Genomic DNA, 24,584 nt, shown 5'->3' on the forward strand with positions numbered 1-24,584 from the left:
TCCGAAACAAGTTCGGAATGACAAGAAATTTAATCCTTAAACCAACTCGAATATTTAATGTAGTTATTGGCAATGCGGTCTATTTCGCCAGAAATAAGTTCTTTACTAATATCCTTAACTTTTTTTGCCGGAACACCTGCATAAATACTCCCCGCTTCTACATGTGTATTTTTTGTAACCACAGCCCCTGCAGCTATAATGCTATTGCTCTCTACAACACAATCGTCCATAATAATACTACCCATGCCCACTAATACATTATCATGAATAGTGCAACCATGCACAATGGCATTATGTCCGATAGACACATTATTGCCGATGGTAGTTGGCGAGGTTTTATAAGTTGCGTGAATAACAGCGCCGTCTTGAACATTCACTTTATTGCCCATTTTGATGAAGTGCACATCGCCACGAATGACGGCATTAAACCAAACACTGCATTGGTTTCCCATAACCACATCGCCTACAATGGTAGCGTTTTCGGCAATGTAACAGTCTTCTGGTATTTGAGGTGATTTTCCGTTTATTGGTTTTATAATTGGCATATTAAATTAATTATTTTCTTTTTACTATTGAATATTACCTATTTTGATAATACAATAAAATCGTTTTTATAAAGCTAGGAAAAGGCTATTTAACTGTTCTTAATTCATTTAAAAAAATCCAATAATTCTGATTTCTTAGAGGCTGAAACCATAATTTCCTTTCCATTACTAAGTACCACGCTTCCTCCTTTTCCTTTTAAGTATTTAACGACTTCATTAACGTTGATTAAATACGATTTGTGTACACGTGCAAAATTACTACCATTTAAAGCATCTTCAAAATATTTAAGTGTTTTGCTTACCAATTTCTTTTTATTGTTGTTCAAATAAATTTCTGTGTAATTATCATCTGCTTTACAATATAAAATATCTGCGGTATTAATAACTTCAAAACCATCTTGCACAGGAATGGTAATTTTACCGTTTACAGTATTTGTTTTTGGAATTAATACTTGGTCTTGAAGAGCATTTTCTTTGGTTCTAATTTCAGAAACATAATCAACTGCCTTTATAAGCTCGTCAATAGAAATAGGTTTCATCAAATAATAAGAAGCATGCGCATTCAACGCTTCCATAGCATAATGATTGTAAGCGGTAACAAATACCGTTTCAAACTGAATGTCTTCGAGCTTATCCAATAAATCGAAGGCATTGCCATAAGGCATTTCAACATCAAGAAACACCAAATCTAAATCATGATTATTAATTAAAATAAGGGCTTCATTAATGTTAGTAGCTTCACCCAAGACGTTAACGTTTGGACAATATTTTTTTAGATAATTTTTTAGAATGTCCCTACTGGTTTCTTCGTCTTCTACGATGATGGCGTTTAGTTTCATCAGTTTATATTTATTGTTCTTTTTTTGGTCAGATGCAATATCCATATCATTCTTTTATGAGCGACACTATATTTTATTAACGGGTGTTTCATCATCAATCCTTTTTAAGTGTTACAACAACTTTAGTTCCTGTGTCTTCTTCATCTTGATAATCTTCAATAAAGACATCTACTTTATCTTTGTACATGGCATTTAAAATGGAAACACGCTTTTTAATATTTCCCATGCCTTTTGAATTTTGCTTTTGCTGATTTTCCGTTTTTAAAGCTTTCGATTGTTCCCTACCTATACCATTATCTGCAATAGTAATGGTAATTTCATCATTTTTAGTTTGCGTGATGGAAATAGATAAATGCCCTTTACTTTTTTTATAACGCAATCCGTGCCAAACAGCATTTTCAATATACGGTTGCAATAACATTGGCGGAATTACAAAATCTTCAATGGTGATATTTTCATCAATATGAATCGTGTAATCGAACTTATCCTTAAACCTAAAATGTTCCAACTTGGTATATAATTCCAAAAGTTCAATTTCTTTTTCCAACGGAATAAAATCTTCTTCACTATTCTCTAAAACGGCTCGCATCAGCAATGAAAAATCTGAAAGATATTTATTCGCGGTGCGCTCATCATTAGACGCTATAAAACTATTTACGGAATTTAATGCGTTGAAAATAAAATGAGGATTCATTTGGCTCCTCAGCGTTTTTAAAGCGAGTAAATTATTTGCCAATCGCTGTTGTTTGATGTATTTAAACATTAAAAAAGCCATTAACAATAACAATAGAACGCCTCCAATAAGTGAGTAGATAACAAGTTGTTGGCGTTTTGTTTGTTCGGTAGTGAGTTGGTATTTACTTTCAGAAAGTTCCCTGTCGCTTTCCAAGCTTACAATCCTATTTTGTTTTGCTGCCAATTCTTTGCTAAAACGAGCTGATTGTGAAATTTCCTGTTCTTTTTTAATATAAACCTTATCTACCAAATCCACATACTCTTGATATACGCTCAATGCTTTCTTAAAATCGCCCGCATCTTTATGCACATCTGAAAGTCTTCTAGTAGCATCTTTTTGAACAATAAGGTCTTCCTTTTTATCAGCTTCAGCAATACTTTTTTCAAGAAACAGAATCGCATTTTGATAATCCCCTTGCAAGGCTAAGGCACTCCCAATTTTATAGTTTTGCTTTTGTGGCGTTAGTGCATTTTCATTATCTAAAACGGTTTCTTTTTCTGCACCCACTTTCTCAATGTCTTTTAAGGCTTCTTTCCTTAACTGGATTTCATTGGAATAATTGCTAATGTTATTTTGAAAATCGGCCACCTTCACTTTCTCTTCAGCAGCTCTTTTCTTGTTTTCGGTAGCTGCTAATTTTAATGATTTGCTAAAATAATCTTTTGCAGCTTCGTTATTTCCACTGGCACTGTAGGCTTCGCCTATTTTGGAATTCAAATCGGTGATTTTTGCTGAAATTTTATTGGCTTCCGCCACTTTTAATCCTTCTTTATAAAATTCGATGGATGCTTTATAGTTTTTTGTGAGCAAATTAACATCGCCCAACCCTTCATTAAGAGACACCAATTGCCATGTTGAAAGATCTCTTTTAGAGATACCATTATAAGTTTGAATACTTTCCTGATAATTTTTATTGAACTGAAACGCCTTTGCAAGTTTCAATTTGGTTTCATTCGATGAAATATTTTGAATACTTATCTTATAATTTGAAACCGCCAAATCATATTGCTTCCAATACATATAAATATCGCCAATAACATCATAAACCTCGGCATTTTCTTTTGCAGAACTACTCTTTGCTAAGGCATCGGTAATAAATTGCAAGCTCTTTTTTGCATCCTTTTTTAGATAGGTTTCAGCTGAATCAACAAGCGATTTGAATACTTGGGTGTTTCGTGATTTTGAAATTGTACTAGTTCTAGAATCTTCTATGTCGTTTGATTCCACCAAAACCATAATACGCTCGTTATTTTGAATGGTATAATACACCGTTTCAAAATCCTGATGCTTAATTATCAGTTCGTCTCCTTTTTTGACTTCAATTTTAAACTCTCCAAAAATATCGGTTGTTGTGTATGAACCACCGTTAACCTCAACATTAACGTTTTTAATGGGGTTACGTGTATCTTTTTCAGCAACAGAACCTCTTACCATAAATTTTTCGGCAGTATTAAAAGTGCTGTTCTGGGCCTGTAAAATAGTACCAATACACAACAGAAAAAAAACACATATATATTTAACAACTAGTTTCATATACCACTTAAAAGCAGATAAACTTACGCACTTTACTTGGTATAATAAAATACTGTTCTTGCAATTTACTGTCATTTATATACTAAAAACAGGTCTTCACTCAATAATAAAGATGGTTCACTCACCAAACCTTTTGTTTTACTCATTGTTCATTTTTTAAGAAAAAAGTTGCTCTTAGATTTACTTCATAAAAAAATCATATTATGAAAATTAAAAGAACACTTTTATTCACATTCATTTTAGTATCATCTATGTCATTTTCCCAAAATGGAGAAAAGAATTTTATTGATCAACCTTATATTGAGGTTACTGGAGAGATAGAAACCGAGGTTATCCCCAATGAAATTTATTTGAATATCACACTAAACGAAAATGACAAAAAAGGAAAAATAAGTATTGAAGATCAAGAAAACCAAATGATTGCGGTATTGAAATCGCTTAACATTGATTTAGAAAAAAACTTCTCTATTTTAGATTTTGATGGCTACTACCAAAGAAAATTTTTAACCGAAAATGCAGTTACCAAAATCAAACGTTATGAGCTCATTGTAAATGATGGAAAGACATTGGGAATGGTTTATGAAGCCTTAGACCGCATTGACATTTCTAACATTTCAATTACAAAAACCGATCATTCTGATATTGAAACTATTAAAAGAGATACTAAACTGAAAGCTTTGAAAGTTGCCAAAGAAAAAGCCGAAGATTATGCGAAAACAATAGACCAAAACTTGGGGAAAGCATTATATATTCAGGAAATTAATAACGATATAATTAATACTTTACAAGGTACTGCAAACGGAATTATGATTAGAGGACTAAGCAGCAGTTATGAAGGTACAGGGGCGGGCTATATAAAAAATGAAGATTTAAATTTTAAACCTATTCTAGTAAAAGCCACCGTATTAACAAGATTTGCCCTAAATTGACAATCAAACAAAAAGCCCCGAGAATGGGGCTTTTGTTTATGATTTCTTTACGTATTTGGTAATAATAACAATTTGCTGTCCGTCAACCTTCCCTTCTATATATTCCGCGTTTTCATGATCTAAGCGAATGTTTCTAACAGCGGTTCCTTGTTTAGCAACCATACTGGAACCTTTCACTTTTAAATCCTTGACCAAAACTACAGAATCTCCAGTTTCTAAAATAACACCATTCACATCTCTATGGATTATTTTTTCACTATCGTCCAATCCTTCATTTGTGGCTTTTGCAAAAGCTAATGTGTCATCATCTAAATACAACATATCCAACAAATCTTGCGGCCAGCCTTCCGCTTTTAAGCGGGATAATAATCTCCATGCCACAACTTGCACGGCTCTATGCTCACTCCACATGCTATCGTTTAAACAACGCCAATGATTAGAATCTGTCGTACTCGGATTTTCTATTTGATCTATACAAGTATCGCAAGCCAACAAACTGCCATCAACACCACCAGCCGACGTTGGAGGCACTTCATATATTTTAAGATTCGTTGTTGCTGTGCATAACTCACATGTATTTCCGCTTCTATTTTGTAAATCTTGTAGTAAACTCATCATCAAATTTTATTTTGCAATGATACATCTAATTTGTCCTTGTCAAAAATGTTAAAGCAATGATTCTCGCAATTTTTTAGGCATACTTTTAACAACCATATCATAAGAATGATCTATAAGCTCTAAAATTAATTTTTGTGATAATTCCCCTTTGTGAATATTTACGGTATTCCAATGCTTTTTATTCATGTGAAAGCCAGGTTGTATGCTTTCATATTCTGCTCGAAGTTCTTCAGAATAATTAGGGTCGGCTTTTAAGTTTATAGTGGCATTGCCAGACTCCCAACTTTTTAACGACACCAATAAAAACATCTTTCCTAAAACTTTAAACACCAAAGTATCTTCATCAAAAGGGAAATCTTCAGTAACACCTTTTTTTCTTAAACAATATTGATGGAGTTGTTCGATGTTCATGTTTAAATATTTTTATTTTAAAATACGCTCCATGACTTTTTCTGGATGCCCTAATTCGGTATAACCAAATTGTTTATATAAACCATGAGCATCCCGTGTTTTTAACATCCAAACTTTACATGATTTTAGTTGAGTTTCTTCGTTGATGGCCTTCATTAACTGCTTTGAATAGCCATTTCCTCTGTGTTCTGGCAGAATAAACACATCCATTATATAAGCAAAAACAGTATAGTCTGTTGCTATTCTAGCAAATCCAATTTGCTTGTTTTCAAGATAAACTCCGAAACAAAAACAATGGGCTATTGATTTTTTAACATCATCAACGGTTCTTCCTTTTGCCCAATAAGAATTGGTTAAAAACTCATGAATCACCTCTATTTGAAGTTTACTTTTCTCAGTGGAAATTTCTATCATGTTTTACCTATTTTTATCTGAATAAATTTAAACAATAAACAATTCTGAAGCCATGCCATCCACTAAAAATTTACCTTTTGGAGTAGCTTTTAAAATATCTTCTTCAATAATTAATAAACCTTCTTCAATAAATTTTTCGGATAATTTTTTTAAATTCTTTACATAATCGTTTCCGAATTCATTTTCAATTTTATCAAAAGACACACCCCAAATAGTGCGTAACCCTGTCATGATATATTCGTTATATTTATTTTCAACTGTAAGCGTTTCAGTTTCCATTGGTAACACACCATAAGATAGCGAATTAATATAAATGGAATTGTTCCTAACATTCCAACTACGTTCATTTCCATTAAATGAATGTGCCGAAGGGCCGATGCCTAAATAGGGTTTTCCTTGCCAATAACTGGTATTGTGTTTTGAGAAATAATCTGGCTTTCCAAAATTTGAAATTTCATAATGTATAAAACCTTGCTCTGCCGTTTTCTCTATTAAATGATTGAAATGCTGAAGTGCCAAATCCTCATCTATTGCTGGATAATTTCCCTTTTTTATAAAATTATCCAACGCTGTATTTGTCTCAACCGTTAAGGCATAACTGGATATATGATTAATTCCGAAATTGAGTACCTTTTCTAAATTTTCGTTCCATTTTTCCAAACTCATGTTGGGTATGCCATATATCAAATCAACCGTTATATTATCAAAATATTGGGTTGCTAAAGACAAACATGTTTTGGCTTCTTCGGCATTATGTGCTCGATTCATGCTTTTTAAATCGTCTTCAAAAAACGACTGGATTCCTATACTAAGTCGGTTGATTTTACTTTTTGAAAGTTCTTTGATGACGTCTTCCGATAAATCGTCTGGATTCGCTTCCAAAGTTATTTCTGGATTTTTTACAACTTTATAATTTTTATAAATAGCATCGAGTATCGATTGTATTTCGTAGTTTTTTAAAAGGCTTGGCGTTCCCCCACCAAAATAAATGGTTTCTATAAATTGCCCTTGAAACTCATTTTTTCTAAGTTCCAATTCTTTAACAAGCGCGTCAATAAGTTCCGTTTTTTTCTTTAGTGACGTAGAAAAATGGAAATCGCAATAAAAACATGCTTGCTTGCAAAATGGGATATGGATGTAGATAGCCCCACCCAACCTCCCCGAGAGGGAGGAGTTAGCCCCCAAACCCCCAAAGGGGACATTGTCTTTATTGTCATTACTATGTTTCAATAAAATACTTTGAAATTTACTTTAATTTTTTACGAAGTTCAACAATTGGGTTGTTTTTCGCTCCCCCTTTGGGGGTTGGGGGGCTATTCTGCTTCACAAAAGCATCCCAACCGCTATAACTTTTGCCAACCTCAACTTTACCATCATTATAAAAATGGCAAACGGCTGCTGCCAAACCATCGGTTGCATCCAAATTTTTTGGAAGTGTTTTTAGTCCCAATAAACTTTGGAGCATTTTTGCCACTTGTTCTTTACTCGCATTTCCGTTTCCTGTAATGGCCATTTTAATTTTTTTTGGGGAATATTCAGTAATGGGAATTTGCCTTGATAAACCTGCAGCCATAGCAACACCTTGCGCCCTTCCAAGTTTTAGCATACTTTGTACGTTCTTTCCAAAAAAGGGTGCTTCAATAGCAATCTCATCGGGGTGATGCGTTTCAATAAGTTCGATGGTGCGCTCAAAAATGAGCTTCAACTTTAAATAATGGTCATCATACTTTTTTAAATCCAACTCATTAAGCTGCATAAACTGCATGGATTTTCCCGTTACTTTTATGAGTCCGAAACCCATAATAGTTGTACCGGGATCAATTCCTAATATAATTTTTTCTTTTGTCATTTATTAACAATAATTGCACCCGCTTAAAGAAAAGGAAATGCCAAACGATAGGTAAATTAAATCGCCATTAAAAGAAAACCCATCAATATTAGTATTATATTTTTCTTCACCAGACAAGGACAAAACATAACCCAAATCGCTATAAATGGAAAATGTATTGGACAACGCATAATGGAATTCAATGCCCGCCAAGGCATTTAAAAAGGTATACTTGTTTTCTTTAAAATCACCAAGAGGATTTGAAAAGCTCATTCCAGGACCTGCATGACCAATAACCGTAATTCTATCTGGAAAAAAGCGAAGCAATTTATAAAAATCATAAACCGCCTGTAAATTTATGCGTGTATAATTCAGTTTAAATTCCGGTGAGTCATCATTATTGGAAGATCTGTTGAACCCTATATCCAATTTAGCACCTAACGTCTCGGAAATCATGTGCTGTACTCCTAAATTCACTGTGGGAATATTTAAATATTTAGAATAATACCCCAAATTTTCGCTCGTTTCAATAGGATTGTTAACCCCTACTGAAATTTGTCCTTTCCATTTTTCCTTATTTCTTTGTGCAATCATCTGAAACGATATTACAAATAACAATGCTAAAAGTAGGTTATATTTAAGATTCCCGTTCATTCTTGATTATATTTTGATTTAATTTGTTGGGGCTTATTACAGGGTCTTACAAATCTAATCAATTCTTTTTTGTGCTCAATTTTAAATTCCCAAATAATAAATTAATATGCTTGTAATTGGTTTTATAATAACGCTTATTTATGTGCTTTTAATTGGAATTTTAGTTCTTGGTTTTGATAAAATACCGGTTTTTAAATTGGAAAAATCCCTTTCAAAAACAACCTTTTCGGTTATTATTCCTTTTAGAAATGAAGCTAGAAATTTGCCTGATTTATTGGACTCCCTTTCTAAATTGAATTATCCAAAAAATTTATATGAGGTTATTTTTGTTGATGATGAGTCTGAAGATAATTCAAGGGAGATTATTAATAAGGTTCTGAATATATCGCAATTCCATCCAGATACTCAAATTGACATAAGGATAATTAATAATGAACGCAAAACCAAATCGCCAAAAAAAGATGCCATTACCTCAGCCATCAATTTGGCAAAACACGAATGGATTATTACCACCGATGCCGATTGCCAGCTTCCTGAATTTTGGTTAAATAGCTTTGATGAGTTTATTCAGCAAACAAATGTCAAATGTATTGTAGCTCCTGTAACTTACGGTAAGGACATTAGTTTTTTAAGCAGATTTCAAGCGCTAGATATATTTAGTTTACAAGGAGCAACCATTGGCGGTTTTGGTATAAATAAACCCTTTTTGTGCAATGGTGCTAATTTTGGGTATCAAAAATCCATTTTTAAAAAATTGAATGGGTTTGAAGGCAATACCAATATTGCGAGCGGCGATGATATTTTTCTATTGGAAAAAATAGTAAAATTATATCCAAAAGAAAGTCATTATTTAAAATGTCATGATGCTATTGTAACAACAAAACCTCAGGAATCTTGGCAAGAATTGCTCATGCAACGCATTCGATGGGCTGCTAAAACAAGTGCTTATAGTAATGGTTTTGGAAAACTAACCGGACTTATCGTTTTATTAATGAACACCCTTGTTGTTACAGCTTTATTATTCACTTTATTCAACATGGTTCATGTTAAAATATTCCTCTATATCTTAGTAATTAAACTTTATTTAGACTTTTTACTTATCTATAAAACCGCCTCTTTTTTTAATCAAAAAAGGGTTTTAAGAAGTTATTTGTTAGGGTTTTTAGTGTATCCCTTTTTTAGTGTTTTTATTGCTTTTTTGTCCGTTTTTAATGGCTATACTTGGAAAGGCAGAACGTTTAAAAAATAACTTAAAATCAGTATAAAATTTGATTCTCGATACAAATTTCACTGATAAAAAATCAGTAAAATTCACTCGACACCAGGCAAAGCCGAATTGAACGAAGTTAATTGACAAATTCCAGAATTAATTAACACTTATAATTATGGGTAATTTAAACTCGGTCGTTACTTGCTGACCTCGTTTTATGGCTGGAAATATTCTTGGCAAGGAATCTAAACTTTCGGTAAGTAGTTGTTTGATATTTGGTATTTCACTATTGGTTAAGGAATCTATTTTGGTGTCTAACAGAATTAAATCTCCTGCATCGGTAACTTTAAAATTTAAGTTAATCGTATCGTGAATATCCTGAGTTACTATAATGGCATCTTTTTGTAAATAACTGGTAATAAAACTAGTTAATGTTTGCACAAAACATGCTTTTTTTTCTTCTTTTGTAGACCTTGAATCGCATACAGAAAACGTGGGGTATTCATCAACATCATTCCAATTGAAAGTTTGTAGTTCTTCCTTTAAAATAGTTTCGGAAGACACTTTTTTCACATTAAAATACTCGCACGAACAGAGCATCAATAATAAAAGAAAAGTACAAAATTGTTTCATGGATTAAAACTGATGCCGAAAAGTACGATTTTTTCTTAGATTTCAATCGTTTACAGTGCCTTCCTTGATGAATTTTTCTTTTTTTAGTTCTCGAATTCTTGCATCAATGTATTCTGCATAATTATCTGAAGGAAATCTTCTTTTGAAATCTTCATAGGCTTGTATTTTGGAGTCTATATCGGCATAATATCTATCTTTAGTCAACACTAACATAAATTCAGCGCCAATATTTTCAGGATTTTCTTTTATAGCTTTTTTTAAAGCGGCTATGGCCTCATCATGTTTTTTCTGACTGTTTAAAACGACTGCCAATTGGCCATATTCGGCATCCATAGGATTATCCATTAAATCCAAAGCTTCTTTTATGTACTTTTCTGCATTGGCGAAATCATTATTTTGATAATAATAGGTACCAATGGTATATATGGATTTAGCATCTTCGGGATTAAATTCTAAAGCTAATTGCCGTTGCTCTATGGCTTTTTCAAATTCGTATAAATGGTAATAACATAAACTAAGCTGTTTATGAACAAACTCCGATGATTCCCCAAGTTCAATCAACTTTTCAAACCAAATAGCTGCATTTTTATAATTTTCTTTAAAATAATAGTTTTGAGCCTTTAAGCTTATGAGTTCCAAATTATTTTCATAGGTTTTTAAACCAATATCTGCATAGTCTTCAGCTAATTGATTTTTGCCTTTTTGAAGAAAATATTTAGCAATTTTATATATGGCTTTTTGATGGGTTGAATCTAATTGGAATGTAGAACGGTAGCTTTCAATAGCTGTGGAATCATTCATTTTTTCTAAGGTTAAACCCAATTGGTAGTGGTAATTTGGATTTTTATTATCCATAGTTACCAAATCTTTAAAAACCACTGAAGCCTCCTTATTCTTTTTTGTTTGGGCAAGCAATATGGCATATTCAAATATTGTTAACGCATCACTAGGTTTAACGCTAATATGTGCTTCGTAATTTTTTAGTGCTTCATCATAATTACCAATGGCAACATAAGATTTTGCAATTTTATTATATACTTCGCTCGGTGTTTTGTATAATTTGAAGTGTTCAATAGCTTTAGAATGATTTCCTATGGCATACAAACTATCTGCAAGGTTTAAAACCGAAGTTTGGGCTTCGGTTCTAAACATAATTAATAATAAAAAAATTAAAGCAGATCTTATCATTTACTAAAAAGCAATATTAAATCATTTTTTTTCTAATTCAGGTTTATCGTCTTGAACCACAAATACAATAGGTAAAGAATATGGTACAATAACGGCTTCTCCGCGTTGTTTACCAGGCTGTATTTTTGGTAATAATTCAATAACTCGGATAATTTCAGCTTCTAATGCAGGGTGAGACGCTCTTGATTTTATATCTACAATATTACCTTCTGTATTAATCTTAAACATGGTGGTAATCCTTTGTCTACCAACTAACCCATTTTGAGATGCAAGGTTAGTATTAAAGTTTTTACCTACGAATTCTTGAATTTTCTCAGACATACATCGTCTCTTTTCATCATTAGAAACTAAATCTTCACAACCTGGAAATACGGGTACTTGCTCTATAACTGCAAAAGGCACTTCAGGGATTTCACCGTAACCAACTATAACGGTTTCACTTAACATTAATATGTCCTCTCCCTCTGTTATACTAGGTTTTATCTTTGTATTATTAGTAATGGATGTTTCATCTGTGCCCGCTACAATAAACATAATAGGTAAAGAATATGGAACAATTACTTTTTTACCATTATGCTCTCCAGGCACCATTTTTGGCAAGGTATTAATAACCCTAATAGCTTCTGCCTCTAAAGAAGGATGTGGCGCTCTTGATTGTACACCTACAATATTACCATCAACATCAATTTTAAAGATAACGAGTATGCGCTGTCTGCCTTTTAAACCTAATTTAACTGCCATATCTGTATTAAAATTTTTGCCAATATGTTCTGTAATACTTTTTGATGTACAGTCCATTTTTTCCTCCCTAGAAGCTAAATTTTCACAACCTGGGAATACTGGCACATTATCTATAACAGCGAAGGGAACTTCTAATTCATCTTTATATTTCTCTTTCAATTTTAAAAGTCTTTCTTCTTTTTCCTTTTTGGTTTCTTCGCTTTCCTCAGGTGGAGGTGGAGGAGGCGGTGTCAATTCTTCTAAATTCTGTTCTTTTTGCTGAGGTACTTTGTCATCGTTTTGAGCGAAAGATGATGTATATATTAACATTCCAAAAACTAATGGAATGAGCATTATATACTTCAGCAAATTGACTTGTTTTGATTTTGATTTTTGTAACATAACGATTCGTTTTTTGATTAATGATTGTTTAAAAAATGGATTGATGAATGAAATATTTTGAGTTTGAAAAACCTGTGACAACAAGTTTTGATAATACTGAGATTTATCTTGATGTTTAACGGCTTGTTGGTCGGCTATAAACTCGTGCAAGGTCATGATTCTATTTTGGTACATATACACCAAAGGATTAAACCAAAACAGGATACGCATGACTTCAAAAAACAGTAAATCGAAGGTGTGTTTTTCTTTAACATGTACCATTTCATGTTTTAGAATGGCGTCTTTATCGGTTTCATTTAAATGGTCTCCTAAAAATATATAATTGAAAAAAGAAAACGCGGCATTACTATTTAATAGGTTTATGATAAGTAAATTACCAAACTTACTTTTAGGATTTTTGATAAGCATCAAAATCACTTTTGCAATTTTAAAAGCAAACAAGAGTGCAGCTAATGTGATTCCTAAATATAATACGTTTTCCCAAGTCCAAAATGGTTTCGATTCTATGATGACCGTGTCCAGTTGTATGGTATTTTGGCTTGTTAGCGTATTACCAATTATAACTTCAGGAAGGTTTACAATGTACTGTTGCGGTATGGTATTTTTAAATGCTTCCAATCTAATAAATGGAATAACAACAGATAAAATAGCTGTAGAAAGTAAATAAATTCGATTCCAATTAAAAAAGGTTTCTTTTTTTAAAAAGGCATCATAAATCATTAAAAACACCAATTGGAACGCCGCAACTTGTATAAAATATGCTATCATGACTATTCTTTTTTATTGATTTCCTTTAAAACAGATTCCAACTCATTTAAACTGATGTCGTTTTTCTTGACGAAAAAGGATACCATGCTTTTAAATGATCCTTCAAAATAATTATCCACCAATTTATTTATAGATTGGTTACTATAATCTTGTTGTTGAATTACTGGAAAATACACATGACCCTTACCTTCTTTTTCATAATCAACAAAACCTTTACTTTCTAAAATCCTAACAATGGTAGATACTGTATTATAAGCGGGTTTAGGTTCTGGAAATTCCTCTACTATGGCTTTTACATTGGCTTTTTTTAGTTGCCAAAGTATTTGCATAATATCTTCTTCTGCTTTAGTTAACTGTTTCATATGTAGATTTTTATTGTTCAATTTTTGTCAGATGCAACATTCCTTTTTAATATTCAAGTTTTATTAAATATCCATTAATGAATGTCTCATTTTTAAATGTATTTTTACAACTAATAACTTAGTTGAATAAAACAAATATAACTAAAATTTTAGTTTGAACTAATTTTTTAGTTAAAATATTTCAGCAATAAAATTTTTATATGGACATAATTCTAATTATTGTGGCGGCTTTATTGATGGTTTTGGGTATTCTTGGAAGCTTTCTGCCTGTAATACCTGGACCCTTTTCCAGTTGGGTTGGATTATTACTATTATACGTCACCGAAGCCATCCCTACTAATTTAACCTTAATAATTGTTACGTTTATTGTTGCAGTAATCATTTCAATTTTAGATTACATTATTCCATCCCTGGGCACCAAACGATTTGGTGGTACGAAAGCAGGTGTTATAGGTACTTCGATAGGATTGGTTGTAGGTTTAGTAGCCCCGATTCCAGGAGGTATTATCATAGGGCCATTTCTTGGAGCATTTATTGGCGAGCTGATAAATAAGAGTAATTCTAAAGCAGCATTAAAGGCCGCCTTTGGAAGTTTTATTGGTTTTTTAGCCTCTACTTTTATAAAATTTATAGTAACCGTGATTTATTTGGGCTTATTTATTTCTATTCTATGGAAAAATAGAGAAGGTCTTTTTTCTTTTTAAAAGAAGAAGTCCCGTGGGTCTCTCACCTCCACGGGACTTATGTAAATTGCTATTATCAACATAAAAATTGAGGGATCAATTAATTTTGAAGTGTTGACAATACAAATATAATTATTCGTTTTTTGTTTAAACTGCGGTAAAACCGTAACGAAGTTACGGTTAAAGCCGATATGCCAGATACAGCCTAGCTTTACCGCGCATAAAAAAAATATTAAAATAAAAACTTTAACATTCTATAAGATGAAAAATAGTACGCATATTTAAACAAAACCCTTTTTTCTTGCTTCTTCGAGTAATGTTTCATCTTGTCCATCTTCAACCGAGAATAAATATTTAAGTTGTTTTTTTCGCTTTTCAACAGCACTTAGGGAAATATCTAAATGCGTCGCTAAATTTTTGGTTTTAACACCTTGTGATAGTAAATGAAGTATTTTTCTGTTTTTTTCATCAATAACAATATCGGCTGTGATGGATTTTCGGATATGGCTATTTACGGTTCCACTGTAAAATGGCGGATTTTTTAGTACCGCTTGAAAGGCACTTGCCAATTCACTAGATGTTAAATCGCTTTTAATTAAAAACCCTTCTGGATCGATATTCTTTATAATATTATGTATCCTGAAAGACTCATTAAACATGGTTAGAATAATAATTTTGGCTTTGGGCAGAATCGTACGGGCATATTCTGCCAAATCTTCTCCCGATTGCATTAAACCATCTTTAGAAGGCGGCAAACTGATGTCAACAAACAACACATCGTAAGGGATGCCTCTTTCAAGGGATTTATCCATAAATGATATGGCTTGATCGCAATTATTGGCAATATCTATATGTAATTCTTGGTTGGATTTTTTAGTAAATTGTAATGTGTTTTGGTACCCTTCTATAATCATTGGGTGATCGTCAATCATTAGTATTCTAATCTTTTCTGGCATCATTATAATTGGTCGGTTATTAATTGGGAATATTGATTCGTATGGTTGTTCCTTTTTGCTTTTCTGAAGTGATATGTAATGTCCCGTTAATCTCTTTAATTCTGGAGTTTATATTTTTAAGACCAATGCCCGATTTTGCTTTAGTAACATCAAACCCAGAACCATCATCTTCAATCATTAAGCAAATTACATCATTTTTCAATTTAAAGCTAATTTTAATCTTTTTGGCTTGGGCATGCTTATAAATATTATGCATTGCTTCTTGTATAATTCTATAAATGTGTATTTTATATTTGTTGGAGATTTCATCCCAATTAATAGCGCCATCATGGTCTATTTTATACTTTAAATTATATACTGTTGTTTGAGTTTCTACTAAAGTATTAATAATATCGACAAAGCCAGAACCTGCAACAAAATCGGTATTCAGCTCATGGGATACTTTTCTAATATCGTGCTCAATAGTTTTGAGTTCATTAATGTATTGCCCCCTTGTTTTAATGGCATCTGGCGTCGTACCCATATTTAAACTGTCAAGACTTAATCTTGTACCAAACAACCGCCCTAAAACGCCATCATGTAATTCTTGCGAAATACGCTTTTTTTCTAAGACTCTAGCCTCTTCAACGCTTTCATTTTGATTTAACATGAGGTTATATATTTCTTCATTAGCCTCTTGCTGCTTTTGAATAAACTTTAACTCTTTGTTTTTATTTATTTGGCTTATCACTATATATAATAAAAATGAGCTTATTACTAAAACTATAGATGTTATTAATAACCACATGCGTTCTCTGGCTATTTTAATATTCTCTTCCTCAATTTTATCAGTTTCGTATTGTATTCTAGCAAATTTATTTCTAGTTGCTCTTTCATTTTTTGTAATGCTATCGTTAAGTTTTATGTATTCATTGTAATGTCTTACCGCAATACTATCGTCTTCCACTTCAGCTAAAACCGAATATGATTCCAATAAAGCATCGGTGTAGTTTGGATAGGCAATATCTTTTGCTCGATAAGCATAATACTTTGCTGAATCTTTTTGCTTTTTGAAATTGTAATATTTTGCCAGATGCTGATTAATTACTATTGTCCTGTAACTATCACCAATGCTATCACAAATTCTCAAGGCTTTAAGAAATAAACCAGGAAGTTGCTCGTACTTTTGGGACAAAAACAAGGTATGTGCATAATTATCGAGCACAACGGCATAAAAGGCGGGCTCTTCATCTCTTATTTTTTTATTCTCAAAAATCTCATTGTAGTATTTAATTGCCAAATCGTAGTCTTTAGAACTTTTATAAACATTAGCTAAATTGTTTATTTGACCATCAATAAGATATTTATTATTGCCTTTTAATTGCTTTTGTAAATCAATAGCTTTTAAATTATATTTTACTGATTCATCAAATTGAGACAGTTCTTTGAATAAAATGCCTAAATTGTTATAAAAATAGGATTTGTATCTTATAACATCATCCGACTCATCTAATTCATCGAGCAAAGATATAGCTGTTATAGAGGTTATTTCACTGCCAATATAATCCTTCTCATCTTGTTGAAGAAAAGCTATATCAAGTAAAACTACAGCAGCGTTAAAATTATCGTTGAGTGCCCTATATAATTTTTCTGCCTTACTATCATAATAATATGCACTATCTATAGACTTATCGTAAAAATAATATCCCAAATTCTTATTTGTTTCAGCTAGTGATAACGAATCATTTAGTCTTACAGCTAACTTTAGTGCCTTATGATTATCCCTTAATAATAGCTCATCTTTATAATTTATATTTAATTTGAAATTTTTATTATTGTCAAAATAAATGGTGGATAACTCTAAGTAACTTTTCAGTTTAAGTGAATCTAAATCATATTGTTCTGATAGTTTTTTGGCTCGTTTTGCATTTTTTAGTCTCAATCCAATATCCGAAATATTTCTATTTGAGTTTTTTAAATAAAACTTTACACTATCAACAATAGATCTGTTATCCTTTTGAGCAAAAGAAGCACATGAAAAAATAAACGCGAAAATAAAAATTTTAAGATTCAATACAATGACATATATAGTATCTCAAATGTATCTATAATTTTTGTTTTTTTAAAAGAGAAAGCCTTTATGTTAACATAAAGGCTTTAATTGTATAGTAAAGTTAAATATTATCTAGGTCTAATATCACCATCACCACCAACTACAACGATTGGAGCTGGGGCATCTAACAAATCGTCTTCATTTAAGTCTTGTTTGGTACATGATGATAAAGTTGTAATAAGGATTGCTAATACTAGAGTAAATTTTAGGGTTTTCATATTTATTCAATTTAAGGTTATACAGTTTTTCTCTATGTGTTTAAAAAAAATTTAAAAATGTTTACAAGGATTTTGAAACCAAAATCGCTGTTGAGGGAAAAAATGGATAATTAACTTTAAATCGAATGCACAAAAAATAGCAAAGATTCTTTAACTTAAATTCTGAGGGAAATGACCGTTAAGTCAAAATGGATTAATTCATCTTACTAAACTGAGGGGAATATTTTGGGCGCTCGGTAAGATGTGGTAAATGTATGCTAAACGGATAGATGAAATACAATAAAATCGATAAAATGTATCATTTAGTCGATGAAGTGATATTTTGGAAAAGAGTTATCAACTTTTTGTTGTTGATAACTCCTTAGGAAATTACAATGTTGACCCGTTTTTTATAAAACTTGTTTTAATAATTCGAGTGGAAACATCATTATCAAAAACATTTTTATGTTGCAGACGCTTAATTAATAATTGTACCGCATTGGCACCTATATCTTTAGCATGCTGCCTGATACTCGTTAATCTAGGCACAGAATGGTTAGAAATGTATTTACTTGAAAACCCTATTACAGATATATCTTTTGGAACATTAAGTCCAATGCTAATAGCTATATTTATGGCTATAACACCCGATGCGCTATCGGCGGCAAGAACCCCATCAATATGATTATTCTCAATAAATGTTTTGATTTTTAATTGAGAGTCTTCCATTTTAGAGATTCTTAAAACCATTGGTTTTTGATTGCCACCATCTAATATCGCTTTATTATAACCTCGCTCCCTTAACTTCCCAACACTTAAATCATCAATAGTACTAATAAAGCCAATATTTTTTCTTCTTTCAAGTAATAACTCTTTAGTAGCATTATAAACGGCATCAAAATCGTCTACAATAACTTTATCACATAATACATCATTTGCCACCCTATCGAACATCACTATAGGCAAACCTTGACCTATGGCCTTCTTAAAATGTGCAACTTCATTTTTTATTTGGGTCTCTTGTGCAAGCGATAGTATAAAACCATCTACACTGCCATTAGCCAACAGTTGCAAACTTTCTTTTTCCTTGTCAAGAGATTCGTTGGATATACAAGTGATGATGTTGTAGCCATGCATTGCTGCTTCCCTTTCAATTCCAAACAACACTTTCGCCAAAAAATGATTTAATATATCGGGTATAATTACACCTATGGTTTTGGTTTTATTTTGCTTTAAACTGAGAGCCACCTTATTGGGTTTGTAATTATAAAGCTCGGCAAGTTCTTTAACCCGCTTAATAGTATCTTCCCCTATTTCTTCGCTATTATTAAGCGCTTTTGAAACGGTTGATATAGAAACATTTAATTCTTTGGCAAGTTGTTTAAGAGTAACCATAGTATACATTAATAAAAGTATTGTAATTTACAAAATTACCAATACCCTAGTATATTAGTTACAAATAAGTTACTATTAATTTAAATGGCTGGATTTTTTTTATTGTTAAAAAAAATGGCGTATATTAAATATACGCCATATTGCTATTAATATCCTCAATTCTCTAGGGAAAATTTTGAAGAGTACAAATATCATATTATCAAAAAAAATGTTATGTAACAAATGTTACATAACATTAAATGATAGTATAAACTTTCAAAAACTATTCTACATTTATTTTCTTGTTTACCACCCCATTAGTTGTATTTAATTTAACAATATGAATTCCCGAATCTGGAGATATTGGTATTGAGACATCTTCTGATGAGTTCAGCCTTATGGTTTTTTTGTTCTGACCCAGCATATTATACAACATCACTTCAGACAAGGTAATGTGATGCTTGTTTATGATTCTTAATTCAGATATTTCAGAATTGTAAAATACAGAGATGGTATTATCAATAGCAACTTCATCATAAGTTTGAGATGTTTCAGACGTTTCACTTGCCTGAAAGACAAGCTTAAATCTATCATTATAGGTTCCAGGTTCTAACTGAATTTCAAATGGCTTATCATTAATCCTAAACACTTCATTGGTAACCCCATCTTTTATATAAACATCTAGTTTTGGATCTATATTTTCAAGTGCGTCTACTTGTATTCGCGCCATACCAGCTTTTTTAACAATAAGTCCAAGTGATAATTCTTGGGATGCATCAAAATCACCAACTCCTTGTATTACAAATTTACCACCATCAATAACCCAATACATGTCTTCTTGGTTAACATCTACCATTAAAGCATCATATCCTATATCAAACTTATTAGACGCTTTATGGTTTGTACCAACGACAAGCTGTCTGTGATATCCTTGTGGGGAATCATACACCAATCGAATTAAAGGGTTATTGACAGCAATTTGTTTGCTAGTTTCTGCGTCCCTTTCTCTAGTTGTAACTTTTCTTCTAATGGAAGGTTTCAAAAACAAAGATGACGACCCATCTTCTGGTGCAAAAACACGTTGGCTGTTTTTAAACACAATATTACCACCATTTACTGTCGCTATGGGTACACCATTGTCATTCTCAAATCCTTCTACAACGGTGTACACAAAAAACCCTTGATTTACGGGGATATATTGTCCTGGTACTTTTGAACCAGTTGATAAATTAGCATCAATTCTAGTATCATTTGAAATGGCTACTGCACCGCCAATTAAACTATATGTAGCATAACCGCCCACATAATCTTTTAAAACATGGGAGTTTTGCTCACCAAAATGATCCCAAAAATAGAGGGCTCCGTTAAAAATGGTTCCGTTAGTATTGTTTCCACCATCGGCTACGCTAAGATTATCCAATATAAATTCAACAGCATCAATGGCAGATGGGTAAGGGTTTCCAATAAGCCTCTCCACATCACCGCCGGATATTTTGTTTAATGGCAAGCTAATATCACCATTATTGGGCAACCCTTTAAACACATAGTTTTGGTAATCTGACAATGCCGTTGAACCTGATGTTCCTTTCATTGTAAACCCTTCCCCCGCACGTAATGAGGACAAATGATTTATTTTAGTCCATGAACTATAGCTATCACTTGGCCCATAAAATTTGTATAACCAATAAGCACTTATCGTTTTGGGCGTTGTTGGTGTACTTGAATCGGCAGCAAATGCTGATGTGCCATAAGTTAACCCTTGATAGGATGACGATGATGTACCATCGTTTAAAACCCCCGCTAGGTTATAATTGGGATTTGTACTTGAAATACCTGTTCCTCTGGTAGACGTATTACCTCCTATTGGACTGACTGAAGACGACCAATAATTATAGTTAAATGAATTTGCTGTACCTTGTTGATCCCTTTCAATATAGCCACCACTATCAGCATCAAGAATGCTTCCATCTGTTTGTACTAATTGAGATTCTCCCACTAAATCTATAACGCCATCCAATTCCAAATAATTTATAATGACTAATCCTTGTCCAGAATTTGTTTCATCTTGTGCATCATTAGGATCTGCAACTGTTAATGTCCCTGCCGTTTGTATTAATCCCAAAAGATAAATATCCCTGTCACCAGATGTGATATTATGCCCAATTTGTACAATATTCCAATCTATTATGGTTACACCATCTAAACTTAATGAGTTTGGAATGTTTTGGTCTTGGCTATTACTCCAAGTATTATCGGAATCCCAAGCACCATCATTTGCAGAAATGTAAGGCACCGGAGTTGTTTGATTTTCAACAATGTTTTTATTCTTAGCTAAGTAATTTATTCTTAAAAAATATCCATTATCTGCTAATCCCTCTATTGTAGTGCCATAAAAAGAATTAAAATCATAATATGCTTTTAGCTTACTCCAAGGCATCATTGCCACTTCATTACTTGAGGAAGATTGAGGAATAATTTTTCCTGTTACAAAATCCCCAGCACCTTTTTCCACTTCTTGATTCATTAGGTAATGAACTTGATCTTCTGTGAGTCCTTGATCCCAAATATAAACTTCATCAATTTTTCCTAAAAAAGGATTGATTATATTGTTTTTATCAATATAAACTGCTCCAATTGAAAACCTATTATAATTTGGCGATGGTGCTACTACGTTTTGCTCCGATTTATCCAGAACGCCATCCACATATAAATATATCGTTCCACTTACATATACAAAGGTTATTTGATGCCATTTATTATCATTTAACGCCATAGAAGTTATAAATCTTGGAGTGATGTCATCATCTAACATGACTTCAATTTGATGGGAGGAGTTCAATCTTAATTGAAATTTACTTCCCTTAGCCATAATGGTTCTAATGGACGTTTGACTCGCATCAGCTTTTACCCAAGCGGAAATTGTAAAATCGTTGGCATTTAAATTTAAATCATATTCTCCGACCAAATAATCCCCTGAATCAATATGTATGGAATGATTTTTAGATAATTTCGGAGCTTTGCCAAACGTAAAATATTTAATACCATCGAAATCATACCAAGTCTTAAGATTTCCAATCCCATCAAATTTTAAAGGAACAACATCTATGATGTCTCCATTTGCAAAGGCATCATCATCGGCAACTATTAATACATATTCTTCATCAGCACTTAATGCAAAACTACTAAACGCATCCATCGGTATGGAAATTTCTATATTTTCTACATCACTATTTACATCTTCAGTGGATTCAACAATTTTCCATTGTCTTAATATTCTCGTAACTGAGGTAGTAATACCAGGAGCTATTGTTATGGTATTACTACCACTTGCTAAATAAGCATCATTATTACTCCCCCAAACTAAAAAATCGCCATCTTTACTAAACTCGTTAATATTTAAGTTATTAGTTGCAAATACACCATTCAATCCAATAGTAACTTCATTTGAAGAGTTCAAGGTTTTTGATTGCTTTTGATTTAAATCAGAAATGGAATCCTTACCAATTCCGGTCACATGGTAATTATATCCAGAATTTGCTGTAATGTCCCAAACTTTGGTTCCAAAAGAATTTATATAATCCTTTTGTGCCATGTTCGAACTCCCAAGGGTAATACCATATTTAATGGCTAGATATGATTCTATTTTATGTCTATCTGCATCCGATACGCGCTCTGCAAACGTAAATATTTCAGCAACCCGTCCATTTAAATTTCCTAAAGTAGAATTAGTGTTTTTCCCTATATAATAAGGAGTTCCATAAGTAATATCTGGTTCTGCAACCGTGTCTATATAGCCAACGTTTTGAAATGAAGTAATAGTTTGGGTTGAAGACAAGGCATCATCTACACTATTAAACAATATACGCATGCCATCTGAAGCTGTTGTTGTTTTATTCCCTGCATTAATAATGCCTGATGTATTATAAGTTCTAATTGAAGACGCAGGCAACGCATAAAAAGGATTTGCGGCAGATGATCCTTGATTATACCATAACCGCTCGCCGGTTAAATTAGTTGTGTAATTGCCCAATCCAATACCAGTAACATCATCCGCATCATCCACATAATTTTCAGGAGTAATTATATCAGATATGGATCCTGAAAAAATGGTCATTCCTATAGAACTCGTAACATCTTCATCTGGTTCCATAACAATAAAAATATCTTGATTATAGAAACCATTATCTAAATTATACAAATACTGACTGATGGCACTTCCGTCATTTTCAAATTTTATAACGGGATTAAAGTTGATATTGGAGGCTTCATCATCTAAATAAGTAGGTTGGGCACTAGATATTGGCTGGATGGCATGTTTACCATTGGTACCTATATCTGACCATTGTGATACTTTTGAATTTGATTTTGTAACCCCGCGCGTTGATTTTAACCATAATCTGAAATCGGCTGTTATGCCTCCTGGACCAGGTATATTATAATTGAACATTTCTGCACTTACATTAAATGTAAAAACCGTATTTGCCGTGTTTGATATGCTAATCGTTGATGTTAGAGTTCCAGAACCTGCAACTGGGGCGATAAAAGTGACGGGCAGTATTACATAAGAACCCGCAGCTACACTTGCTGTTAAAAATGATGGTGAGTTATTAGGCAATAACACATAAGGCCCCGGGGATGTTGGCACAACAAAATCGGTAGACGAACTTGTAATAGATGTGATGCTTAAAGGGCAACTACCTGTATTAGCAATAATATAATTCCTTGTTACTGTATTGCCTTCATCTACCACTCCAAAATAAGTGCCATTTGTAGGCCCAGTGGTTACCGATCCATTTAGTATATTGGCAGAAGGACTCCCTCCTAATAAATTAATTTCCGGATTTCCACTGATTGAAAATGTAAAGAAAAAATCAGGATCTTTTTTAACCTCAATTAATATATCTGTTGATGCACCGCAATTACCACTTATGTTAGTTATAGTAAAATCTATATTGTTATTATTTCCTTTACAATCTGGAGAATCTACATTTTTAGGCACCTTATCAGTTGACAAACTAAAGTCGGTAGTATTTGTTATGCTTATGGATTCAATTTTAACTTTTTCGCAATCAGTCCTAATATTTGTAATTCTAAAGGAAATGGTATTACCTGCTGAAATGGCTACCGTTGAACCATCTGATACCGTAGAGCCCCCTAAAACTTGGACTTGAATATCCTGAGCATTACAAAAAAAACCAAATAGCGACAATACAAATATAATTCTTACCGAGCGTAGATTAGAGAGATGTTTCATTGAGAAGATTATAGCATTTTACCTTCCAAAAATAAAATTAATTTTTTAAATTAAACGATAAAAAGCATATAAATGCGACAAAAAGCATTTTAGTTGCAGTTCATCGATAAAATGACGCTTACAAAAAAAGTAATTGTGTGAAATATATTATACAGATAAATTAATACAAACCTCATTATATAATACAAAAGGAATGAGGGTTTATTAAATTAATATTCCTTTATAATAAGAATATAAG

General features: G+C 32.4%; 21 protein-coding genes. 3 read left to right on the top strand and 18 right to left on the bottom strand.

Annotated features, from left to right (window positions below; all coding sequences use genetic code 11):
• Window positions 1-29: 29 nt before the first annotated feature.
• The 3 genes from CDH49_RS00410 to CDH49_RS00420 form a co-directional block, all read right to left on the bottom strand.
• Window positions 30-545: a gamma carbonic anhydrase family protein gene (locus CDH49_RS00410; RefSeq protein WP_100613354.1), complete on the bottom strand. Its 516-nt coding sequence runs from the start codon at window positions 543-545 to the stop codon at window positions 30-32.
• Window positions 546-649: 104 nt separating this feature from the next.
• The gene (locus CDH49_RS00415) at window positions 650-1,384 is read right to left on the bottom strand and encodes a LytR/AlgR family response regulator transcription factor (protein ID WP_100614422.1); all 735 of its coding nucleotides are present in this window, start codon (window positions 1,382-1,384) and stop codon (window positions 650-652) included.
• A gap of 94 nt (window positions 1,385-1,478) precedes the next feature.
• Entirely contained in the window at window positions 1,479-3,653 is a 2,175-nt protein-coding gene (locus tag CDH49_RS00420; protein ID WP_100613355.1) for a tetratricopeptide repeat-containing sensor histidine kinase, read from the bottom strand.
• 203 nt (window positions 3,654-3,856) lie between these two features.
• Between CDH49_RS00420 and CDH49_RS00425 the strand changes: the two genes are divergently transcribed.
• Complete coding sequence (locus CDH49_RS00425) at window positions 3,857-4,582, top strand: SIMPL domain-containing protein (RefSeq protein ID WP_100613356.1); 726 nt, start codon at window positions 3,857-3,859, stop codon at window positions 4,580-4,582.
• A gap of 36 nt (window positions 4,583-4,618) precedes the next feature.
• Here CDH49_RS00425 and CDH49_RS00430 read toward each other — a convergent pair whose 3' ends face one another.
• The 6 genes from CDH49_RS00430 to CDH49_RS00455 all read right to left on the bottom strand — a co-directional run bounded on the left by CDH49_RS00430 (window position 4,619) and on the right by CDH49_RS00455 (window position 8,507).
• Complete coding sequence (locus tag CDH49_RS00430) at window positions 4,619-5,197, bottom strand: PhnA domain-containing protein (protein WP_100613357.1); 579 nt, start codon at window positions 5,195-5,197, stop codon at window positions 4,619-4,621.
• 51 nt (window positions 5,198-5,248) lie between these two features.
• The gene (locus CDH49_RS00435) at window positions 5,249-5,611 is read right to left on the bottom strand and encodes an MmcQ/YjbR family DNA-binding protein (RefSeq protein ID WP_100613358.1); all 363 of its coding nucleotides are present in this window, start codon (window positions 5,609-5,611) and stop codon (window positions 5,249-5,251) included.
• A gap of 12 nt (window positions 5,612-5,623) precedes the next feature.
• Window positions 5,624-6,025, bottom strand: coding sequence for a GNAT family N-acetyltransferase (locus CDH49_RS00440; protein ID WP_100613359.1), 402 nt, complete (start codon window positions 6,023-6,025; stop codon window positions 5,624-5,626).
• A 27-nt stretch (window positions 6,026-6,052) separates the two neighbouring features.
• On the bottom strand, window positions 6,053-7,168 hold the full coding sequence (gene hemW / locus CDH49_RS00445; RefSeq protein ID WP_100614423.1) for a radical SAM family heme chaperone HemW: 1,116 nt from the start codon (window positions 7,166-7,168) through the stop codon (window positions 6,053-6,055).
• 103 nt (window positions 7,169-7,271) lie between these two features.
• On the bottom strand, window positions 7,272-7,874 hold the full coding sequence (gene ruvC, locus CDH49_RS00450; RefSeq protein WP_239970525.1) for a crossover junction endodeoxyribonuclease RuvC: 603 nt from the start codon (window positions 7,872-7,874) through the stop codon (window positions 7,272-7,274).
• 3 nt (window positions 7,875-7,877) lie between these two features.
• On the bottom strand, window positions 7,878-8,507 hold the full coding sequence (locus tag CDH49_RS00455) for an outer membrane beta-barrel protein (protein ID WP_100613360.1): 630 nt from the start codon (window positions 8,505-8,507) through the stop codon (window positions 7,878-7,880).
• Between the two features lie 106 nt (window positions 8,508-8,613).
• Between CDH49_RS00455 and CDH49_RS00460 the strand changes: the two genes are divergently transcribed.
• Window positions 8,614-9,756, top strand: a complete 1,143-nt coding sequence (locus CDH49_RS00460) for a glycosyltransferase family 2 protein (RefSeq protein WP_100613361.1) — start codon at window positions 8,614-8,616, stop codon at window positions 9,754-9,756.
• A gap of 117 nt (window positions 9,757-9,873) precedes the next feature.
• On the opposite strand, the gene CDH49_RS00465 is transcribed toward CDH49_RS00460, so the two are convergent.
• Genes CDH49_RS00465 through CDH49_RS00480 form a run of 4 tightly spaced genes read right to left on the bottom strand, consistent with a single transcriptional unit; the run spans window position 9,874 to window position 13,790 of the window.
• Window positions 9,874-10,350, bottom strand: a complete 477-nt coding sequence (locus CDH49_RS00465) for a hypothetical protein (protein WP_100613362.1) — start codon at window positions 10,348-10,350, stop codon at window positions 9,874-9,876.
• Between the two features lie 42 nt (window positions 10,351-10,392).
• On the bottom strand, window positions 10,393-11,502 hold the full coding sequence (locus tag CDH49_RS00470) for a tetratricopeptide repeat protein (protein ID WP_239970526.1): 1,110 nt from the start codon (window positions 11,500-11,502) through the stop codon (window positions 10,393-10,395).
• Between the two features lie 57 nt (window positions 11,503-11,559).
• Entirely contained in the window at window positions 11,560-13,428 is a 1,869-nt protein-coding gene (locus CDH49_RS00475; RefSeq protein WP_239970528.1) for a M56 family metallopeptidase, read from the bottom strand.
• Between the two features lie 2 nt (window positions 13,429-13,430).
• Window positions 13,431-13,790, bottom strand: a complete 360-nt coding sequence (locus CDH49_RS00480; RefSeq protein ID WP_100613364.1) for a BlaI/MecI/CopY family transcriptional regulator — start codon at window positions 13,788-13,790, stop codon at window positions 13,431-13,433.
• A gap of 200 nt (window positions 13,791-13,990) precedes the next feature.
• Between CDH49_RS00480 and CDH49_RS00485 the strand changes: the two genes are divergently transcribed.
• Window positions 13,991-14,494: a DUF456 domain-containing protein gene (locus CDH49_RS00485; RefSeq protein ID WP_100613365.1), complete on the top strand. Its 504-nt coding sequence runs from the start codon at window positions 13,991-13,993 to the stop codon at window positions 14,492-14,494.
• A 260-nt stretch (window positions 14,495-14,754) separates the two neighbouring features.
• Here the strand turns inward: CDH49_RS00485 and CDH49_RS00490 are convergent, their stop codons facing one another.
• The 5 genes from CDH49_RS00490 to CDH49_RS00505 all read right to left on the bottom strand — a co-directional run bounded on the left by CDH49_RS00490 (window position 14,755) and on the right by CDH49_RS00505 (window position 24,346).
• Window positions 14,755-15,432: a response regulator gene (locus CDH49_RS00490; protein ID WP_317044360.1), complete on the bottom strand. Its 678-nt coding sequence runs from the start codon at window positions 15,430-15,432 to the stop codon at window positions 14,755-14,757.
• A 16-nt stretch (window positions 15,433-15,448) separates the two neighbouring features.
• Complete coding sequence (locus CDH49_RS00495; RefSeq protein WP_100613366.1) at window positions 15,449-17,482, bottom strand: tetratricopeptide repeat-containing sensor histidine kinase; 2,034 nt, start codon at window positions 17,480-17,482, stop codon at window positions 15,449-15,451.
• 107 nt (window positions 17,483-17,589) lie between these two features.
• A complete protein-coding gene (locus CDH49_RS15600; RefSeq protein ID WP_157805253.1) occupies window positions 17,590-17,739 on the bottom strand; it encodes a hypothetical protein in 150 nt (49 codons plus the stop codon).
• 369 nt (window positions 17,740-18,108) lie between these two features.
• A complete protein-coding gene (locus CDH49_RS00500) occupies window positions 18,109-19,113 on the bottom strand; it encodes a LacI family DNA-binding transcriptional regulator (protein WP_100613367.1) in 1,005 nt (334 codons plus the stop codon).
• Window positions 19,114-19,375: 262 nt separating this feature from the next.
• A complete protein-coding gene (locus tag CDH49_RS00505; protein ID WP_100613368.1) occupies window positions 19,376-24,346 on the bottom strand; it encodes a LamG-like jellyroll fold domain-containing protein in 4,971 nt (1,656 codons plus the stop codon).
• Between the last annotated feature and the right edge of the window lie 238 nt (window positions 24,347-24,584).

The sequence above is a fragment of the Confluentibacter citreus genome, from assembly GCF_002807055.1.
Classification (GTDB): Bacteria; Bacteroidota; Bacteroidia; order Flavobacteriales; family Flavobacteriaceae; genus Confluentibacter; species Confluentibacter citreus.

Coding starts and splice junctions, on each gene's coding strand:
- CDH49_RS00410 (WP_100613354.1), bottom strand. CDS start 545: ATGCCAATTATAAAACCAATAAACGGAAAATCACCTCAAATACCAGAA.
- CDH49_RS00415 (WP_100614422.1), bottom strand. CDS start 1,384: ATGAAACTAAACGCCATCATCGTAGAAGACGAAGAAACCAGTAGGGAC.
- CDH49_RS00420 (WP_100613355.1), bottom strand. CDS start 3,653: ATGAAACTAGTTGTTAAATATATATGTGTTTTTTTTCTGTTGTGTATT.
- CDH49_RS00425 (WP_100613356.1), top strand. CDS start 3,857: ATGAAAATTAAAAGAACACTTTTATTCACATTCATTTTAGTATCATCT.
- CDH49_RS00430 (WP_100613357.1), bottom strand. CDS start 5,197: ATGAGTTTACTACAAGATTTACAAAATAGAAGCGGAAATACATGTGAG.
- CDH49_RS00435 (WP_100613358.1), bottom strand. CDS start 5,611: ATGAACATCGAACAACTCCATCAATATTGTTTAAGAAAAAAAGGTGTT.
- CDH49_RS00440 (WP_100613359.1), bottom strand. CDS start 6,025: ATGATAGAAATTTCCACTGAGAAAAGTAAACTTCAAATAGAGGTGATT.
- ruvC (WP_239970525.1), bottom strand. CDS start 7,874: ATGACAAAAGAAAAAATTATATTAGGAATTGATCCCGGTACAACTATT.
- CDH49_RS00455 (WP_100613360.1), bottom strand. CDS start 8,507: ATGAACGGGAATCTTAAATATAACCTACTTTTAGCATTGTTATTTGTA.
- CDH49_RS00460 (WP_100613361.1), top strand. CDS start 8,614: ATGCTTGTAATTGGTTTTATAATAACGCTTATTTATGTGCTTTTAATT.
- CDH49_RS00465 (WP_100613362.1), bottom strand. CDS start 10,350: ATGAAACAATTTTGTACTTTTCTTTTATTATTGATGCTCTGTTCGTGC.
- CDH49_RS00470 (WP_239970526.1), bottom strand. CDS start 11,502: ATGTTTAGAACCGAAGCCCAAACTTCGGTTTTAAACCTTGCAGATAGT.
- CDH49_RS00475 (WP_239970528.1), bottom strand. CDS start 13,428: ATGATAGCATATTTTATACAAGTTGCGGCGTTCCAATTGGTGTTTTTA.
- CDH49_RS00480 (WP_100613364.1), bottom strand. CDS start 13,790: ATGAAACAGTTAACTAAAGCAGAAGAAGATATTATGCAAATACTTTGG.
- CDH49_RS00485 (WP_100613365.1), top strand. CDS start 13,991: ATGGACATAATTCTAATTATTGTGGCGGCTTTATTGATGGTTTTGGGT.
- CDH49_RS00490 (WP_317044360.1), bottom strand. CDS start 15,432: ATGATGCCAGAAAAGATTAGAATACTAATGATTGACGATCACCCAATG.
- CDH49_RS15600 (WP_157805253.1), bottom strand. CDS start 17,739: ATGAAAACCCTAAAATTTACTCTAGTATTAGCAATCCTTATTACAACT.
- CDH49_RS00500 (WP_100613367.1), bottom strand. CDS start 19,113: ATGGTTACTCTTAAACAACTTGCCAAAGAATTAAATGTTTCTATATCA.
- CDH49_RS00505 (WP_100613368.1), bottom strand. CDS start 24,346: ATGAAACATCTCTCTAATCTACGCTCGGTAAGAATTATATTTGTATTG.